Origin of the sequence: Erythrobacter aurantius (assembly GCF_023823125.1) — a bacterium.
GTDB lineage: Bacteria > Pseudomonadota > Alphaproteobacteria > Sphingomonadales > Sphingomonadaceae > Erythrobacter > Erythrobacter aurantius.
Window position 1 is genome coordinate 2418074 of the sequence record NZ_CP090949.1, and the last position, 17286, is coordinate 2435359.

Genomic DNA, 17286 nt, shown 5'->3' on the forward strand with positions numbered 1-17286 from the left:
GGCAAGGGGGCGCATCAATTCCCTCGTGGTCAACACCTCTTGATCATCGGCTGAGATCATGCTGTATTATACAAATAATACAGCATTGGAGAGCCAGATGTTCCGCAATCTCGTCGCAAAGGCTTGGGCCGTGCTCCTGACGTGCTCCGCGCTTCCGGCTTTGGCCCAGTCAGGCGAAGCGATTGAGAAAGTCGATCCGTTCGTCGCGGCAATCGGGGACCATGTTCTTGAGATCGAGCGTAATGAGGCTGGCGAAATGGCCGGCCCGGGCTGGGACGTGTTGAGGGAACGTGCCGAGGAGGCGCAGTTCTTCCTGATCGGCGAAACCCACGCCACAGCAGACATCGCGCTGGTATCAGCAGCCATTCACCGTGCGCTCGCCCCCAAAGGCTATGAACATCTCGTGGTGGAGATCGGCCCGTGGTCAACCCGATTTACCGAACAACTGGTTCGCTCCGGTGAAACGACCCTCGCCGACTACATCGCCACACCCGGCAAGCAATTCACCCTGCCCTTCCTCAGCTGGACCGAGGAGATCGCCCTCATCAATCAGGCAATCGCCCTTTCTCCGCACGAAAGTCACGTTCTGTGGGGAGTTGACCAGGAATTTGTGGCAGGCGGTCCGGTGCTCGCCCCGCTTCTCACTCAATTTGCGCAAACCGACACTCAGGTCGCGGCTGCCGAAGCCTTTGCGAAAGGAAGCGCGACAAACTTCGCCTATCTGGGAGCCGCTCCGCAGGAAGAAATTGACGCGCTGGTCGCAGCCTTTGCTGATGGACCGCAGGAGGCCCGCGCGCTGGTCGATGCGATCGCACTATCCCACCGTGTCTATGGTCCATTCGTTCGCGGGTCAGGCCCGATCTACCCCGCCAATCTTGAGCGCGAAAACTATATGAAGCGCAATTTCATCGCCCACTTCAGCGAAGCCGAAGCGCGGCTGGGCTATCCCCCAAAGGCAATGTTCAAGTTCGGCGGATATCACATGGAGCGCGGCCTGAGCGGAACCAATGTGCCCAGTTTCGGCAATTTCATGATGGAATGGGGCCGTGCGCGTGATTTTGCCACAGTGCATGTGATGATCGACTGTCTGAGCGGTGAGGCCTGGGCGATCCAGCGCAATGCTCCGCAGCCATGCTCGCCCTATAATTTGCCCGAGGATTCGCCAATTCTTGCCGCGCTTGATGGCCGCGACAGCGGGCTGATCGATCTCACCGCGCTGCGTCCGCTGCTGCGCTCAGACACGCCGGTGGATGCAAGGACGCGCGATCTGATCTTGTCGTATGACTATTATCTGGGCCTGCGCGACACAAAGGCGGGTACGCCCGCTGCCGATCTCACTTTCCCGCCGCAATAGGCTAGGCTCAGGGCATACCAAACGAAAAAGGGCGGCCCAAAAGAGCCGCCCTTTCCTGATTTGCTGTTGCGGGTGCTTACGCCTTGGGGGCGTTGACCTTGCGTTCCGCGATACGGGCGCGCTTGCCGGTGCGGCCGCGCAGATAGTAGAGCTTCGCACGACGCACGACACCGCGACGCACCACGGTGATGCTGTCGACGATCGGCGAATACAGCGGGAACACGCGTTCCACGCCTTCGCCAAAGCTCATTTTGCGAACGGTGAAGTTGCTGTTGATGCTGCGGTTCGACCGCGCGATCACGACGCCTTCAAAGTTCTGGATACGCTCACGCGTACCTTCGATAACCTTCACACCCACACGGACGGTATCGCCTGCGCGGAATTCGGGGATGTCCTTGGAAGCCTTGGCGATTTCCTCGGCTTCGATCTGCTGGATCAGGTTCACTGGTCCGTTTCCTTGTCTTTTCGCCGCGCGCCAGAGGCAGACTGGTCCCGAACGCCCTCATGACGTTCCCAAAGGTCCGGCCTGCGTAACCGTGTAATCTCTTCGCTTTTCGACTTTCGCCAAGCAGCGATTTTCGCATGATCCCCCGATCGCAGCACTTCGGGGATCGTGCGCCCTTCCCATTCCTGAGGTCGGGTATATTGCGGGTATTCGAGCAATCCGTCTTCGAAGGATTCCTCTGTCCCGCTAGAAGCCGCGCCCATTACGCCGGGAAGCAGCCGAATGCAAGCATCAAGTATGGCAATCGCCGCCGTCTCTCCGCCAGACAGCACGATGTCGGCTAGGGAGACTTCCTCGATATCCGGCCGCGCTTCGAACAGGCGCTCGTCAAACCCTTCGAACCGGCCACAGATGATGGTGACGCCGGAGCCGGATGCGATCTCGCGGATGCGTTCCTGCGTGATCGGTTTCCCGCGCGGGGTCATGGCCAGGATCGGTCGGCCAGCGGGCACGCTGTCAAGCGCCGCCGCCATCACATCGCACTTGAGCACCATCCCCGCCCCGCCGCCTGCGGGCGTGTCGTCAACGGTCCGGTGCTTGTCCGTGGCAAAGTCACGCGGATTGACGGTCTCGCAAGACCAGTCCCCCCGCTCCAGCGCCTTGCCCGCGAGCGAAATGCCAAGCGGGCCGGGAAACATCTCCGGATACAGGGTGAGGATGGTGGCGGCGAAGGTCATGGGTTTAACTCAAAATCCCCGCTCGTCCTGAGCCTGTCGAAGGACTGTCTTTCTTCTCTGCACCGTCGCCAGAAGTGAAGTGCAATCCTTCGACAAGCTCAGGATGGGCGGGTGTGGGGTAGTGGCGAAGGTCATGGGTCGATCCATTCGCCGCGTTCAAGCACGAATGCAATGTGACGAAGGGTGAGACGCTCTTTATTGCTGGGATAGCTAAAGCGGCCCCGATACGGCCAACTGAGCAACTGCCAAATCAGCATAAATGGAAATAGGAGGGACGGGCCTTCCCTTAGTTCAATGAAGCGTGACCAAGGCCAATCCCACACACGCTCATCTAGCCGATCGCCAATTCGCTCAATGAATTCTATCGCGTCTTCCCCGACAATATCCAAATCGTCAATCGAGTCATCAAGACTCGCGTTGGGTATACCATGCCACTCTCGAGCTATCCAAAGGACGTAGGCCTCAGTTCCTTCGCTCGTAGATGGCGGCTCACTCGCTCTTGCGAACAACGCCATCTTTGGGCCTCATATCAACACTCAACTCAAACACATCGGGCCGCGAATAGTGGCCGTCGGTGTCGAGGGTCGCCAGCCCTTGTCCGATTTCGCTCAAGTCCAGTATGGCGTGCAGGATTTCCTCGCCCTCACCAGCCTGCGCCAGCACCCGCGCATTGGGGGCGATGATCATGGAGCCGCCCTTGTTCAGGACGTCGCTTTCGATGGCATTGAACAATTCCTCGGCCTCCGCCGAACCTCCGACATTCGCCAGCCCCTCGAACAAGTCATCGCGCTTCTGCACCAGCCCCGCAGCCAGCACAAAGCATCTCCCCTCCATCGCATAGTGCCGCGAGGCCAGCGCATATTCCTCGCGCACCGTGGGCCACGCCGCCACATGCACCGCCTCGCCGAGATTGTGCATCGCCGCGCGGGCCAAGGGCATCCAATGCTCCCAGCAGATGAGATTGCCCGCCCGGCCCCATTCGGCCTCGTGCACGCCCAAGGTCGAGCCATCGCCGCGCATCCAGATCAGGCGTTCACCATGCGTCGGCACCAGCTTGCGGTGGTCGAGCGGAACCTCGCCGGGGCGAAACAGCAGCTGGTTGTTGTAAAGGCTCTGCCGCACGCGTTCATGCGCGCCGATGCTCACACACGCGCCGGTTTCGTCACACAGCTCCTGCAAGGGGAGCAGCCGTTCGTCATTGGCGACAATCGCCTGTTCGAGCATGATCGCGTGGAGCGCCTTCGTCCCCGGATGATCCCACAGGGCCGCACCGGGCGCTTCGTCGAGCCACAGCGGATAGCCGCCCAGAAACGTCTCGCCAAAGGCGACGAACCGCGCCCCGCCCGCAATCGCCTCCCGCGCGAGCCGCACGGCCTTGTCGATCCCACCCGCGAAATCGAGCGGCACGGGCGCCGCCTGACAAATCGCGACAGGCAGGGTGGTCATTCAAACGTCTCCAGATCGAACTGCGTCAGCCTGTCGAGCCGCCGCGTCGCGAACAGCGCGGCCGGCCAGCACAGGGCACCCATGAACAACAATCCGCCCAGCATTGCCGCCACAAGCGGGATGATCTCGCTCCCACCCGCCTCGACCAGGCTGATGAGCAATCCGGGAATGATCAGCCCGCCCGGCCCCAAAAGGCTGGCGGCCAATATCCGCCTCGACTGGGACACGCTGGGCATGACGAGTTTGACGAACAGCACCGCCCCCATCGTCAGAAGGCCCAGAATGATGATGAGGAAGGGAAAACTGAGGAAAGCGACCATGATTGCCCCTTAAACTCGCCGATCAGCCCCCGCAACCGCCACAGCCGCCCCCGCAGCCACCGCCGCCGTCGCCGTCTCCGCCATCGCCGCTGTATCCGGCATCGCCGCTGCCCGTCTGCCGCGCGGCGTGCACCGGCTCCCACGGGGTGCCGACCAGCACGCCGGTGCCGAAAATCGCCACGGCATAGCCCGCTTCATTGGCTTGCGGGGCGCGTTTCATGCGGCTGCCCTGATCCTCGACCTCGCGCAGCAGTTCGTTCCCGGCCATGGTCCGCGGGTTGGTCTTGAAGAAGCGGATCGCCGCGAACACAGCCGTGACCGTCATCAGCGCGACCAGAAAGCCTGTCGGCTCTCCCGCCTCCGCGCCCGCCTGTTGACGGTAAAGCCCGATCAACAGCAGCGCGAGGTACGGCAGGATCGACAGGAACCCCAGCTTGCGCCGCTCACCTGCATCCAGCATCAGCCCGCGTCGGATCAGCCGCGCCTCGACCCGCTTGGCATGGGTTTCGAGCGACTTTCGTGCCTCGGACAATTTGAAATCACCGACCTTGGCCAGCACCGCACGCTCAGCGTCACCCGCATCGAAGCCCGTTCGCCCGACGCGCAGTCTACCCTTGCCCGCATCGACCAGACCCCCACGCGTGAACAGATCGGCAAGGATCGCATCGGTGTGGCGTTCCTGCCCGCCGGACAGCACCGCGACTTCCTCGAGATCCTCGACGCTGCCCTTGCGCCCCGGCTCGCGCAGGTTCGCAGGAATCCACAGTCCGAGGAACACGCAGGTGACGAGCATCACGGCGTAGAAGGCCAGAAAATCCGGCCCCGTCCAGGACGCAAAAATCTCCATCAGATCATCACTCCAACCAGCACGGCAATGACAATGCCGAGCGCAACCCAACCGGCGGAACCAATGATCGCGACCCGCCTGTCGAGGATCATAACATCCTGAGGGTTAACGCGAAGTCCCTTTGGATCGACGCCAAACCGGCGCGCTGCGTCGGGCCAGATGTCGGGCGGTGGCGGTTCGTCAAAGGCGACTTCATAGTAATTGAGCGTGGCGGCGTATTGATCGTAATACCGGTCGCGCTCCACCTGTCCCCCGGCGGTGGGGCCGTGATGCAGATCGGCCCCCAGCACTTCGGGGCAGAACACCTCCCAGTAATCGCGGCTGTAAGTCAAATGCAGGTGCCACACCTGATCCACTGCATCGCTGGGCGTGACTTCGTGCCCTGCGGTCCGGGCCAGATAGCAGAAACGCTTGTATTCGAGGATCACCCGCTGAGTGTGCGCCTCGCCCCAGCGGTTTTCGCGGGCTAGCCGCGCGGCGAATGACAGTGATGCCTCTGCCGGGCCGATTTCGTGGGCGGCAAGGCGCTGCCACAGGGCAGTGGTGAAAGCAGGCGCGCTCATGGCGCTATTGGTCGGCGAAATCCTCGGAAATCACAAGCCGGGTTTCATCCCATTCGATCACGGCCTGCTTCGTCATCGGCACCATGATCGTCTTCTGGCCCTTTTCAGGGGGCGGATCGAGCGTGACTTCGATGATGTCGGTCGCGCCGAAATTGTGCACGGCGCACACCGTGCCGAGCGCTTTGCCGGAATCAGTCACGGCAGAAAGGCCGATCAGGTCGGCGTGGTAATATTCGCCCTCTGCCAGTTCCGGCAGAGCTTCGCGCGTGACGGAAAGCACGGTGCCGCGCAGCTTCTCCGCTTCGCTGCGCCCTTGCACCTCGGCGAACCGGGCGATCGCCCCGCCTTTATTGTCGGGACGGATTTTCTTGAGCGTCAGCGCGCCGCCCGGAACATCGGCGTTGAAAGAAGAATGCTGGCGGAGGGCTTCGATACCCTCCCCCAGCAATTTCAGCCGCACTTCACCATGGATGCCATGCGCACCCGTGATTGCGGCGAGGGTAATGTCCGAAGCTTTTGTCACAGTTGCTCGTCCTGAGTCTGTTCAAAGGCGAGCCCGGCCAGTCCGTTCACCCAGTCGCAAACGCCGGGAGAACGGAAACCGGTTTGTTCGATCAGCCTTCGGCCTTTTCTTCGCCAGCTTCGTCAGCGGCGGGAGCTTCTTCGGCGGGAGCTTCTTCAGCCGGAGCTTCGGCAGCGGCCTTGGCTTCTTCTTCGGCAGCCTTTGCAGCTTCTTCGGCTTCAGCCAGCTTTGCAGCCTTTTCTTCAGCGCGTTCCTTGGCGTTTTCGCCCGGCTCGCCCTTCTTCGGGTTGTTGCGCGGTGCACGCTCGAGGATGCCGGCGGCATCGAGGAAGCGGAGCACGCGGTCGGTCGGCTTGGCGCCAACGCCGATCCAGTGACGGGCGCGGTCTTCGTCGAGCTTCACGCGCTCGGGATTATCCTTGGCGAGCAGCGGGTTGTAGGTGCCGATCTGCTCGAGATACTTGCCGTCACGCGGGGAACGGGTGTCCGAAACCACGATGCGGTAATACGGACGCTTCTTCGCACCGCCGCGCGAAAGCCGGATTGCAACTGCCATTGTTTAATACCTTTCGAGTTTAAATGTCTGAATTACTGTAAAATCTATTTCTTGCCCTTGGGCCCGCCAAGGCCCGGAAGTCCGGGAGGAAGTCCGCCGGGGCCACCGCCCATTCCGCCGAGGCCGGGAAGCCCGCCAGCACCAGGCATTCCGCCCATCGGGCCGCCCGCGCCACCACCGGCACCGAACATCGCGGCGAGGCCTTTCAGCCCGCCCATCTTCCTGAGCTGCTTCATCGCGCGGCCCATTTCCTGATGCATCTTGAGCAGCTTGTTCACCGTTTGCACATCGGTGCCGCTGCCTGCCGCCACGCGCTTCTTGCGCTTGGCATTCATCAATTCCGGGCGAGCGCGCTCCTTGGGCGTCATCGAGCCGATGATCGCGTCCATGTGGACCAGCACCTTGTCGTCCATGTTGGACGCGGCCATCGCCTGCTTGGCCTTCTTCATGCCCGGCATCATGCCCGCCAGCATTCCAAGGCCGCCCATGCTCTGCATCTGGCGCAGCTGCATCCGCAAGTCGTTGAGGTCGAATTTGCCCTTCTCGAAATTCTCGGCGAGCTTGGCGGCCTCTTCTTCCTTGATCGTCGCCGCCGCCTTTTCGACGAGGCTGACGACATCGCCCATGCCAAGGATACGGTCTGCGACCGAGGCGGGGCGGAAAGGTTCGATCGCGTCGAGTTTTTCACCGGTACCGGCAAACTTGATCGGCTTGCCCGTCACCGCGCGCATCGACAGCGCCGCGCCGCCGCGCGCATCGCCGTCCATGCGGGTGAGGACAACGCCCGTCAGCGGGACTTCGCTGGTAAAGCTTTGCGCGACGTTGACGGCGTCCTGGCCGGTCAGGCTGTCCACCACCAGCAGCACTTCGGTGGGGGCTGAAACGCTGGCGACGGCCTGCATTTCGGCCATCAGCGCCGCATCGACGTGGAGACGGCCTGCTGTGTCGAGCAGCAGCACGTCGAAATTCTGCAAACGCGCCGATTCCATCGCGCGCCGGGCGATATCGACCGGCTGCTGGCCCGCCACGATCGGCAGGGTAGCGACATCGACCTGCTCACCCAGAACCTTGAGCTGTTCCTGCGCCGCCGGACGGTTCACGTCGAGCGATGCCATCATCGCCTTCTTGCCGTGGCGTTCGCGGATCAGCTTGCCCAGCTTTGCCGTGGTCGTCGTCTTGCCCGAGCCCTGAAGGCCGACCATCATGATGACGACAGGCGGCTTGGCTTCGAGATTGAGACCTTCGCTGACAGCCTCGCCATCGTCGCCAGACAGGATGGAGATCAGTTCGTCATGGACGATCTTGATCACCTGCTGGCCGGGCTTCACCGATTTCAGGACTTCCTGCCCGATCGCCTTTTCGGTGACCGAATCGATGAAGCGGCGGGCAACCGGCAGCGCCACATCGGCTTCGAGCAGCGCGACGCGGACTTCGCGCATGGCATCGCGGACGTCCTGTTCTTTCAGAGCGCCGCGGCCCTTGAGCTTGTCAAAGACGCCGCCAAGGCGGTCGGACAGACTGTCAAACATCGTCTTCAACTCCCTCTCAGGCCTGTCAAAGCCCGATAAACGCGAAAAACGCCGGCGGACGAAACCTCGTCGGCCAGCGTTGCGGAGCTCCCTTGGGAACAACCGGCTTTGTCAGGTTCGATGGTGGAGCCTAGCGGGATCGAACCGCTGACCTCAACACTGCCAGTGTTGCGCTCTCCCAGCTGAGCTAAGGCCCCGTTCCATCGATTTTTGCGACCTACCCGGAGGTAGTATCGCGCCCCTGCGTTCGCAAGGGAGCGCCCCCTTAGGCCCGCCCCCAGCGAAACGCAAGACCAAAATCAGTTATCGTCGTCGCCGTCGTCGTCCTTGCCCGCAGGCACGCCGAGATCGTCATCGCCGCCCAGGTCAACGTCGTTATCCGGCGAATCATCATCGTCGTCGATATCGCCGATATCGTCCAGATCATCATCGTCGCCGCCCAGATCGCTGTCGGCGTCGTCCTTCTTCTTGTCGGCTTCATCCAGCGGGATAGGCTGCTTCGACTTGAGCACCGGCTCCGGATCCCATTCCTCACCGCATTCGATGCAGGAAACCGGATCATCCTTGCCCAGATCGTAGAAGCGTTCTCCGCATTTCGGACAGGTACGCTTGGTACCCCATTCAGGCTTCGCCATTCGAATATCCTTAACTGTGCCCGGTGTTTCGGGGGCATCTGAATTCAAAACTGTGTGGGACCGGGCTCGGCGTGATTCAAGGCTCGGAATCAAGAGCACCGTTCCGGATTCGGCGCGTCTTGCCAGAAGGCTGAGGCGCTGTCAAAGACCCTCGCGCCATGCCGAGCCACACATTCCATCCTCCCGCCCCGCTCACCGGCCGCCTGCGCGTGCCGGGGGACAAGTCGATCAGCCACCGCGCCCTGATGTTCGCAGGGCTTGCCATGGGGCAAAGCCGGATCACCGGATTGCTCGAAGGCGAGGACGTGCTGGCCACGGCTGCCGCCATGCGCCAGCTGGGTGCGCGAATCGAACGCTCGGACGATGGCAGCTGGATCGTCGATGGTGCAGGCGTCGGCAGCCTGCTCGAACCCAAACAGGCGCTCGACATGGGCAATTCGGGCACTTCCACCCGCCTGATGATGGGACTGCTGGCAAGCCACGCGATCAGCGCCACCTTCATCGGCGACGCCAGCCTTTCGGGCCGCCCGATGAACCGCGTGATCGACCCGCTGAGCCAGATGGGCGCGACCTTCGAAGCCTCGCCCGGAGGCACCCTGCCCTGCATGCTTCGCGGCGCATCGCCCGCTGTGCCGATCACCTACCGCCTGCCCGTCGCCAGCGCGCAGGTGAAAAGCGCGGTGCTGCTGGCGGGACTGAACACGCCGGGAATCACCCGCGTGATCGAACCTGTCCCCACCCGCGACCACACCGAAAGAATGCTGACCGGATTCGGCGCAAAGCTGGAGGTGACGGAAGAGAACGGGGAGCGCGTCATCGCCATCCATGGCGAAGCCGACCTTAAACCGATGGATGTGGTGGTACCGGGGGATCCTTCCTCTGCCGCCTTCTTCCTCGTCGCCGCCAGCATCGTGCCGGGCAGCGATCTCGTGATCGAGAACGTCGGGCTCAACCCCACGCGCGCGGGGATTGTCACGGTGCTGAGGCAGATGGGCGCGGATATCGAGGAGCTTTCCCCCCGCGAAGTCGGCGGTGAGCCGGTGGCAGACCTGCGGGTGCGCCACGCGCGGCTGAAAGGCGTCGATGTCGACCCCGCTATCGTACCGAGCATGGTCGATGAATTCCCCGTGCTGTTCGTTACCGCCGCGCTCGCCGAGGGGACGACGCGCACCACCGGGCTGGAGGAATTGCGGGTCAAAGAATCGGACCGCATCAGCGTTATGGCCGAGGCGCTGACGCTGGCGGGTGCAAGGGTCGAAGAGCAGGAAGACGGCCTTACCATTCATGGCACGGGCGGCGAGCCTTTGCGCGGCACTCCGGACAGCGCGAGCGTCGCGACCCGGCTCGATCACCGAATTGCGATGAGCATGGCGGTGGCAGGCCTTGTCAGCCGCGACGGTGTGCGGGTGGACGATATCGCCCCGATCGCCACCAGCTTTCCCAGCTTCATCGACTTGCTAGAAAACGCTGCTTCCTGAATAATCCCGGCACCGATTCAATCGCGGACAAACAGACATGAAACGACGCCTTTTCGCCCCCGCCCTTCTCATGCTTGCCGCCTGCACCAGCGCAGCTCAGGCCGCCACCTATGAAATGTTCCGCGATCCCAATTGTGGTTGCTGCGGATTGTGGGCCGATCATGTGCGCACCGAAAACGAAGTGCCCGTCGAAGTCACCGTCACACAGGACATGACGCGCGTGAAGCAGCAGCACGGCGTCCCGCAGGACCTTTGGAGCTGCCACACGATGATCGTCGATGGCTATGTGATCGAAGGCCACGTGCCCGCCGAACAGATCGAACGCCTGCTCAAGGAAAAGCCGAGGGGCATGGTTGGCCTCGCCGTACCCGGAATGCCGATCGGTTCACCCGGCATGGAAATGGGCAACCGCAAGCAGCCCTATCAGGTCATCGCCTTTCGCGAGGACGGCAGCCGCTTTGTCTTCGCCAGCTACAGCTAGGGCATGGAAACCCCGCTCGACATCTACAGCATCATCGGGTTTTTCGGCACAGCCTGCATCATCGGCGCTTATGCCTATCTGACCTATGTCGATGAACCCAACCCCTACATCCTCCACGGCACCAATCTGACGGGCGCCGGCCTGCTGACGATCAGCCTGCTGGTCCACACCAACTGGCCCAGCCTCGTGCTCGAAGGGTTCTGGGCGGCAATCGCGGTGTTCGGACTGGTAAAGGCGTTCAGCAGGCGGAAAGCGGAGAAAGTAGACATCTGAGCCCGTTAGGGAGGGATGTATGAGATGGAGAGCAACCGTCTTCGGATTTCTGGTAGCGCTTGCCTCTCCAATATCCGCACAGGACGATGGCGATGCCGGCGAACAGGTTATCTGCCTCGCCTTCGCTCGCTATTGGGCCGGGACACGCGAAGAGCTGCTGCGCATTAGCGAAGATCCCGTACCAATCACCTTCCGAGGGCCGTTCGAAGGCGGCGGATGTCCGCGCTTCAACCTTGTAGAGTACAGCCTTCTCGCCTGGCATCTCGCCTATGGCGACGAGGATACAGCCACCCGTGCGATAGAGTATCTCGAAAACCAGTCGCTCCCGGAGCCGCTCAGGGGTGATACCACTCAATCAACCTTGCAGACCGCATGGGATGCCGCTTGGCCTGCACTGCTTCGACGCGAGGCATTGGCAGCTAGCGGCGACCACGATGCCCGCTTCGCCCTTGGCCGCCGCGACGCAACACTCAAACGGATCGACGGTCTACTCGCGACGATCGAACAGCACCGCTTCATTGCCGACAGCTGGATCCGAGCGGCGCGGTTCCACAGCTCGGGGACGATGCTTCAACGCGCAGCCCCGCATATGGAGGTAGTCCGGGCTTTCGGAGAATTTCTGCGCTCGGTCGAAGATCAAAACGCCAAGATCGAGCGCACCAGGATCGAACCCTTTCCGGATTACAATGTTGAGGAAGGCTTGCTCGAGGCGCGTTACGTCACGTTGCGAGCGCTTTTGCTTGGCGAGTTGGATGCGCTGCCGCCAGCAAACCGGCCTCGCCCGGACGATGCCGAACTTGAGCTTGAAGAAATCTTCGCAAACGGCATTCACATTCAGGAATTGGGCAACCTCAACGACAATTATTCAGACGCCGTTGCCCGCATTGAGGGGCAGACCAATTGGGAACGCTTTGTCGTGCTCCGCTGGCGCGAAGAGGTGCTCGCTGATCTGGCGCGCGACATGCATAGCACTCATCAAGGCTACGATAGCGGGGTTCGCACATTCGACGATCCACCTTCGCAAAGGCCCGCCTGCACCAGTCGCGGCATGTACAAGGCTTTGAACGGGCTAGCCGCGCTCGAACTCGATGGCTACTCAGCGCATGAGCTACGCGGTTACCCGCGCCACCTATCTGGTCGCTCGGCTCGCGATGATCGTATCGCGCTGATGTTGGCGGAGGTGGCGTGTCATCGCAAAGTTTCGTCAAATGCAGTTGATGCTGGAGATTACGATAGCGCGCTCGATGCCCTAGGGCGCGCAATGTATGTTCTCTCAACCGTCCGCCAGCTTGTGCAGCCGGATGAATCGCCTGGCCGTTTTCGCCAGATAGGAGACATGTATCTCGACACAGCAGATCGTTGCCGCGAGATGAGCATCGACCGTTCAGGACGAAGAGGCCATTGCACGGGAGCTTTCGATCCGCAGCTTGCGGCCTATTTCGAGGCAAATCTCAACGCACTCGACTGGATCGCATACGGAAAAGACGATATCGCAGCCGAATGATTATCGCTGTTGATGGCCCGACAGCTTCGGGCAAGGGAACCATTGCCAAGAGGCTTGCCGCGCATTTCGGGGTGCCGCATCTCGATACCGGTCTGCTGTATCGCGCAGTAGGGCGGCAGGTCGCTATCAACGGGGGCGATCCCGACAATCCTGCAGACGCGCAGGCGGCTTGCGCCTTTCCTGACGAATTGATGCTGGACGAGGTGCTGCGCAGCGAGGAAACCGGCGGATTGGCGAGCCGCGTCTCGATCCACCCCGGTGTGCGCAAGGCCCTGTTCGATCGGCAACGGGCCTTCGCCGAGCAACCCGGCGGCGCGGTGCTCGACGGGCGTGATATCGGCACGGTGATCGCACCCGATGCCGATGTGAAGCTGTTCATCACCGCCAGCGTGCAGGAACGCGCGCGGCGGCGCTGGCTGGAGATGACGGGTCGCGAAATCGAGATCCCGCTGATCGAGATCGAGCGCGATATCGTCAATCGCGACGCGCGCGACATCAACCGGGCCGATGCCCCGCTCAAGGCAGCGCCCGACGCGCTGATCATCGACACGACCGAATTTGACCAGAACGGCGCGTTCGAACTGGTGCTCGAAGCGGTCACCGCGGCGCTGGAGAAGCAATAGCCCGCTTTCCTACTCGCCCGTGATCATGGCAGGGCCGAGTGAATGTGCCTGTCCCTGCCCCTCGCCCCAGCAATTCCGCCATTTGCCGGTGTTGCGCATGGGCGGAGAATTTTTCTCCAGGACAGTGTTCCATCTGTTCCATCCTGTAGGGAATCGCACCCGCAATTCGCTTGCATTTCGCCCGCCTTTCCCCTAGGCGCGCCCCCGTTCTCGAACATCCTTGGATGGACAGGACCTTCGCATCTGCATTCGGCGGTGCGGAGAACGTCGGCCTCTTGCCCGCAAGGCCAGCGCAATGGTGCGCCAGGCGGCGGTTTAAGACCCCGGAAAAACCGGTGGCCGGTAGCAAACGAACACGAGGAAACTCACCCTATGGCAACTTCTGCCAACCCCACGCGCGACGATTTCGAAGCGCTGCTTAACGAACAGCTCGGCGGCGCCGGCGAAGACGGCTTTGAAGGCCGCGTCGTCATGGGCACCGTCACCGCGATCGAAAACGGCTATGCCGTGATCGACGTTGGCCTCAAGAGCGAAGGCCGTATCTCACTCAAGGAATTCAGCCGCGGCGAAGACGATCACGGCCTGTCGGTCGGTGACGAAGTCGAAGTCTATGTCGACCGCGTCGAAAACGCCGACGGCGAAGCCATGCTGTCGCGTGACCGCGCTCGTCGCGAAGCCGCGTGGGACAAGCTGGAAAGCGAATTTGGCGAAGGCAAGCGCGTCGAAGGTCGCATCTTCGGCCGCGTCAAGGGTGGCTTCACCGTCGACCTCGACGGCGCCGTGGCCTTCCTCCCCGGCTCGCAGGTGGACATCCGTCCGGTTCGCGACGTGAACCCGCTGATGGAAGTGCCGCAGCCGTTCCAGATCCTCAAGATGGATCGTCGTCGCGGCAACATCGTCGTCTCGCGTCGTGCGGTGCTCGAAGAGACCCGCGCCGAACAGCGCAGCGAACTGATCAGCGATCTGGCCGAAGGTCAGGTGATCGACGGCGTCGTCAAGAACATCACCGATTACGGTGCTTTCGTTGACCTCGGCGGCATCGACGGCCTGCTGCATGTCACCGACATGAGCTACAAGCGCGTCAACCACCCGAGCGAAGTGATCGCCATCGGCGACACCGTGACGGTTCAGATCGTGCGCATCAACGCCGATACCCAGCGCATCAGCCTCGGCATGAAGCAGCTCGAAAGCGATCCGTGGGATGGCGTCGCCGCCAAGTATCCGATCGGCATGAAGCTGTCGGGTCAGGTGACCAACATCACCGAATACGGCGCATTCGTCGAACTGGAGCCGGGCATCGAAGGCCTGGTCCACGTCAGCGAAATGAGCTGGACCAAGAAGAACGTCCACCCCGGCAAGATCGTCTCGACCTCGCAGGAAGTCGAAGTCATGGTGCTCGAAGTCGACAGCGACAAGCGTCGCATTTCGCTCGGCCTCAAGCAGGCCCAGCGCAATCCGTGGGACGAATTCGCCGAGAAGCACCCGGTCGGCACCGAAGTCGAAGGCGAAGTCAAGAACGCCACCGAATTCGGCCTGTTCATCGGCCTCGACGGCGATGTCGACGGCATGGTCCACATGTCGGATATCGCATGGGGCATTTCGGGCGAAGACGCGCTGGCGCTTCACCGCAAGGGTGAAATGGTCAAGGCCGTGGTTCTCGACGTCGATGTCGAGAAGGAACGCATCAGCCTCGGCATGAAGCAGCTCGAAAAGGGTGCTCCGACCGAAGCGGGTGCCGCTGCCGCAGGTTCCCTGCGCAAGGGCCAGACCGTCACCGTTACCGTCCTCGAAGTCCGCGATGGCGGCCTCGAAGTGCAGGTTGGCGACGACGGCGCGACCGGCTTCATCAAGCGTTCGGACCTCGGCCGTGACCGTGACGAACAGCGCCCCGACCGCTTCCAGGTCGGCAGCAAGGTTGACGCGATGGTCACCGGTTTCGACCGTTCGAAGAAGCCCAACTTCTCGATCAAGGCGCGTCAGATCGCCGAAGAGAAGGAAGCGGTGCAGCAGTTCGGTTCGTCCGACAGCGGCGCGTCGCTGGGCGACATCCTGGGCGAGGCTCTGAAGAAGGGCGAGTAAGCCTTACTTCTCGCATCAGGCGAAATCAGGAAGGCCCGTCTGCAGCGATGCAGGCGGGCCTTTCCTATCCGGGCTTCAGCGCCTACATGGATGGCCATGCTAGAAGTCCACCAGTTCCCCTGCCTGTCCGACAATTACGGATACCTGCTCCACAATTCGGTCACCTGCGAAACCGCCGCGATCGACACCCCCGATGCCAAGGAATACCTGAAACAGGCTGCGGCCAAGGGATGGAGCATCACGCACATCTGGAACACGCACTGGCATCCCGATCACGCAGGCGGCAATGAAGCGATCCAGCAAGCCACTGGCTGCACCATCCTTGGCCCGGCCGAAATAGAGGGCAAGTTCCCGATCGACCGCGTTGTCGCCCACGGCGAAACCGTGAACCTCGGTAACTACCGTGCCGACGTGATCGACGTGTCGGGCCACACCAACGGCCACATCGCCTTCCATATCCCCGAACAAGGCATTGCCTTCGTCGGTGACGCCGTGTTCGCACTCGGCTGCGGGCGGATGTTCGAAGGCGAGCCCAAGCAGTTCTGGAACAGCCTTGACCGTATCCGCAGGCTGCCAACCGAAACCACGCTCTATTGCGCGCACGAATACACGCAGTCGAACGCCAAGTTCGCACTCCACGCCGATCCCGACAATGAGGCGCTGCAGGAATACGCCGCCGAAATCGACGCAAAGCGCGCGCGGGGCGAATGGACGGTACCAACTGTGCTCAGCCGCGAGCTGGCGACCAACCCCTTCCTGCGGGCGGACGATCCGGCGATGATGGCGAAGTGGGGCGGCGCTGCGCCTTACGAGACCTTTGCGGCTCTGCGCGCGGCGAAGGACAATTTCTGAGCGCGCATGAAAGCGTTAATCGTCGATAACCTGTCGGATGACCTGTCAGGACTGGCGCTGACTGAGACTCCATCGCCCGTCCGCATGCCGGGCGAGGTTCTGGTGGCAGTGCGGGCGGCCTCGCTCAATTTCCCCGATCTGCTGATGACGCAGGGGGCCTACCAGTTCAAACCCGAGCTGCCCTTCACCTCCGGGCTCGAATTCGCAGGCGAGGTGCTGGAGGCCAATCCGGACAGCGGCTATGCGCCCGGCGACCGGGTAATGGGCGGAAACAAGACCGGCGGCTTTGCCGAGTTTGCGAGCGTCAGTGCGCAAAAGCTCTCGCATATCCCTGACGGTATCAGCTTTGCACAAGCTGCGGCTATGGGAGCGGCTTACTCGACAGCCTACACCGGCCTCGTCGAATTGTGCGGGCTCAAATCGGGCCAGTGGGTGCTGGTGACAGGTGCGAGCGGCGGAGTGTCGCTGGCGGCGATCGACCTTGCAAAAGCGCTGGGCGCGCGCGTCATCGCGGCGACCGGATCGCCGCAAAAGCAAGCCATGATCGAGGCGCGCAGCCGGGCAGACCATGTCATCTCCACCGATGGAAGATTCCGTGAGAGCGCGTCGGAGATCACCGGCGGTGCGCTTTGCGATATTGTCTTCGACCCAGTCGGCGGCGATGTGTTCGACGAATCCACTCGCTGCGTCGCCTTTGGCGGCAAGCTGGTCGTGGTCGGCTTCACCAGCGGACGGATTGCCGACATCCCGACCAACATTCCGCTGATCAAGGGCTTCAGCATCGTCGGCCTGCGTGCCGGCGAATATGCTCGCCGCTTTCCCGAGCGGGGCAAGGCGATTCAGGCTGAAATCGCCAGGCTGGCGGAGGTGGGAGCAATCAGTCCGGCGATCGACCGGATACTGCCACTCAGCCGATGGCGCGAAGGCTTTGAAGCGATGGCCAATCGCGAACTGGTGGGCAAAGTGGTGTTCGAACCCGGCGCCTGATCGCCGGCCTACCGAAACAAGAAAGGCGGCCCGATGGACCGCCCTTCCCCTCTC

The 17286-nt window shown here is 62.1% G+C and carries 19 protein-coding genes and 1 tRNA gene; 9 read left to right on the plus strand and 11 right to left on the minus strand.

Going from position 1 to position 17286, the window contains the following annotated elements:
* Positions 1 to 97 precede the first annotated feature (97 nt).
* The gene (locus L1K66_RS11555; protein ID WP_252258016.1) at positions 98 to 1354 is read left to right on the plus strand and encodes a hypothetical protein; all 1257 of its coding nucleotides are present in this window, start codon (positions 98 to 100) and stop codon (positions 1352 to 1354) included.
* Between the two features lie 76 nt (positions 1355 to 1430).
* On the opposite strand, the gene rplS is transcribed toward L1K66_RS11555, so the two are convergent.
* The 11 genes from rplS to L1K66_RS11610 all read right to left on the minus strand — a co-directional run bounded on the left by rplS (position 1431) and on the right by L1K66_RS11610 (position 8955).
* The gene (rplS, locus tag L1K66_RS11560; protein ID WP_330221231.1) at positions 1431 to 1799 is read right to left on the minus strand and encodes a 50S ribosomal protein L19; all 369 of its coding nucleotides are present in this window, start codon (positions 1797 to 1799) and stop codon (positions 1431 to 1433) included.
* A complete protein-coding gene (trmD, locus tag L1K66_RS11565; RefSeq protein WP_252258017.1) occupies positions 1796 to 2536 on the minus strand; it encodes a tRNA (guanosine(37)-N1)-methyltransferase TrmD in 741 nt (246 codons plus the stop codon). Before trmD ends, rplS begins: the two co-directional genes overlap by 4 nt.
* Before the next feature lie 489 nt (positions 2537 to 3025).
* Positions 3026 to 3982, minus strand: a complete 957-nt coding sequence (locus tag L1K66_RS11570; RefSeq protein WP_252258018.1) for a carbon-nitrogen hydrolase family protein — start codon at positions 3980 to 3982, stop codon at positions 3026 to 3028.
* Positions 3979 to 4302, minus strand: coding sequence for a hypothetical protein (locus L1K66_RS11575; protein WP_252258019.1), 324 nt, complete (start codon positions 4300 to 4302; stop codon positions 3979 to 3981). The genes L1K66_RS11570 and L1K66_RS11575 overlap by 4 nt, the downstream gene beginning before the upstream one ends.
* Positions 4303 to 4324: 22 nt before the next feature.
* Positions 4325 to 5149 (minus strand): TIGR04222 domain-containing membrane protein, encoded by an 825-nt coding sequence (locus L1K66_RS11580; RefSeq protein WP_252258020.1) that lies wholly within the window; start codon positions 5147 to 5149, stop codon positions 4325 to 4327.
* Positions 5149 to 5712 carry a glycine-rich domain-containing protein gene (locus tag L1K66_RS11585; RefSeq protein WP_252258021.1) on the minus strand — a complete coding sequence of 188 codons (564 nt, stop codon included), beginning with the start codon at positions 5710 to 5712 and terminating at the stop codon, positions 5149 to 5151. Before L1K66_RS11585 ends, L1K66_RS11580 begins: the two co-directional genes overlap by 1 nt.
* A 4-nt stretch (positions 5713 to 5716) precedes the next feature.
* Positions 5717 to 6235, minus strand: a complete 519-nt coding sequence (gene rimM / locus L1K66_RS11590) for a ribosome maturation factor RimM (protein WP_252258022.1) — start codon at positions 6233 to 6235, stop codon at positions 5717 to 5719.
* Positions 6236 to 6326: 91 nt separating this feature from the next.
* Positions 6327 to 6791 (minus strand): 30S ribosomal protein S16, encoded by a 465-nt coding sequence (rpsP, locus tag L1K66_RS11595; protein ID WP_252258023.1) that lies wholly within the window; start codon positions 6789 to 6791, stop codon positions 6327 to 6329.
* A gap of 44 nt (positions 6792 to 6835) precedes the next feature.
* Positions 6836 to 8320 (minus strand): signal recognition particle protein, encoded by a 1485-nt coding sequence (gene ffh / locus L1K66_RS11600; protein ID WP_252258024.1) that lies wholly within the window; start codon positions 8318 to 8320, stop codon positions 6836 to 6838.
* Between the two features lie 121 nt (positions 8321 to 8441).
* A tRNA-Ala gene (locus L1K66_RS11605) sits at positions 8442 to 8517 on the minus strand.
* Between the two features lie 102 nt (positions 8518 to 8619).
* Entirely contained in the window at positions 8620 to 8955 is a 336-nt protein-coding gene (locus L1K66_RS11610) for an FYDLN acid domain-containing protein (protein ID WP_252258025.1), read from the minus strand.
* 158 nt (positions 8956 to 9113) lie between these two features.
* Here L1K66_RS11610 and aroA point away from each other — a divergent pair, with 158 nt between their 5' ends.
* The 8 genes from aroA (at position 9114) to L1K66_RS11650 (ending at position 17232) form a co-directional block, all read left to right on the plus strand.
* Entirely contained in the window at positions 9114 to 10433 is a 1320-nt protein-coding gene (gene aroA, locus L1K66_RS11615) for a 3-phosphoshikimate 1-carboxyvinyltransferase (RefSeq protein ID WP_252258026.1), read from the plus strand.
* 37 nt (positions 10434 to 10470) lie between these two features.
* A complete protein-coding gene (locus tag L1K66_RS11620; RefSeq protein WP_252258027.1) occupies positions 10471 to 10914 on the plus strand; it encodes a DUF411 domain-containing protein in 444 nt (147 codons plus the stop codon).
* 3 nt (positions 10915 to 10917) lie between these two features.
* Entirely contained in the window at positions 10918 to 11187 is a 270-nt protein-coding gene (locus L1K66_RS11625) for a CBU_0592 family membrane protein (protein WP_252258028.1), read from the plus strand.
* Positions 11188 to 11206: 19 nt separating this feature from the next.
* A complete protein-coding gene (locus L1K66_RS11630; RefSeq protein ID WP_252258029.1) occupies positions 11207 to 12691 on the plus strand; it encodes a hypothetical protein in 1485 nt (494 codons plus the stop codon).
* Positions 12688 to 13314, plus strand: a complete 627-nt coding sequence (gene cmk, locus L1K66_RS11635) for a (d)CMP kinase (protein WP_252258030.1) — start codon at positions 12688 to 12690, stop codon at positions 13312 to 13314. The genes L1K66_RS11630 and cmk overlap by 4 nt, the downstream gene beginning before the upstream one ends.
* Positions 13315 to 13686: 372 nt before the next feature.
* A complete protein-coding gene (rpsA, locus tag L1K66_RS11640) occupies positions 13687 to 15393 on the plus strand; it encodes a 30S ribosomal protein S1 (protein WP_034954335.1) in 1707 nt (568 codons plus the stop codon).
* 96 nt (positions 15394 to 15489) lie between these two features.
* Positions 15490 to 16245: a hydroxyacylglutathione hydrolase gene (gene gloB / locus L1K66_RS11645; RefSeq protein WP_252260501.1), complete on the plus strand. Its 756-nt coding sequence runs from the start codon at positions 15490 to 15492 to the stop codon at positions 16243 to 16245.
* Between the two features lie 6 nt (positions 16246 to 16251).
* Positions 16252 to 17232 (plus strand): NADPH:quinone oxidoreductase family protein, encoded by a 981-nt coding sequence (locus L1K66_RS11650; RefSeq protein ID WP_252258031.1) that lies wholly within the window; start codon positions 16252 to 16254, stop codon positions 17230 to 17232.
* Positions 17233 to 17286 lie beyond the last annotated feature (54 nt).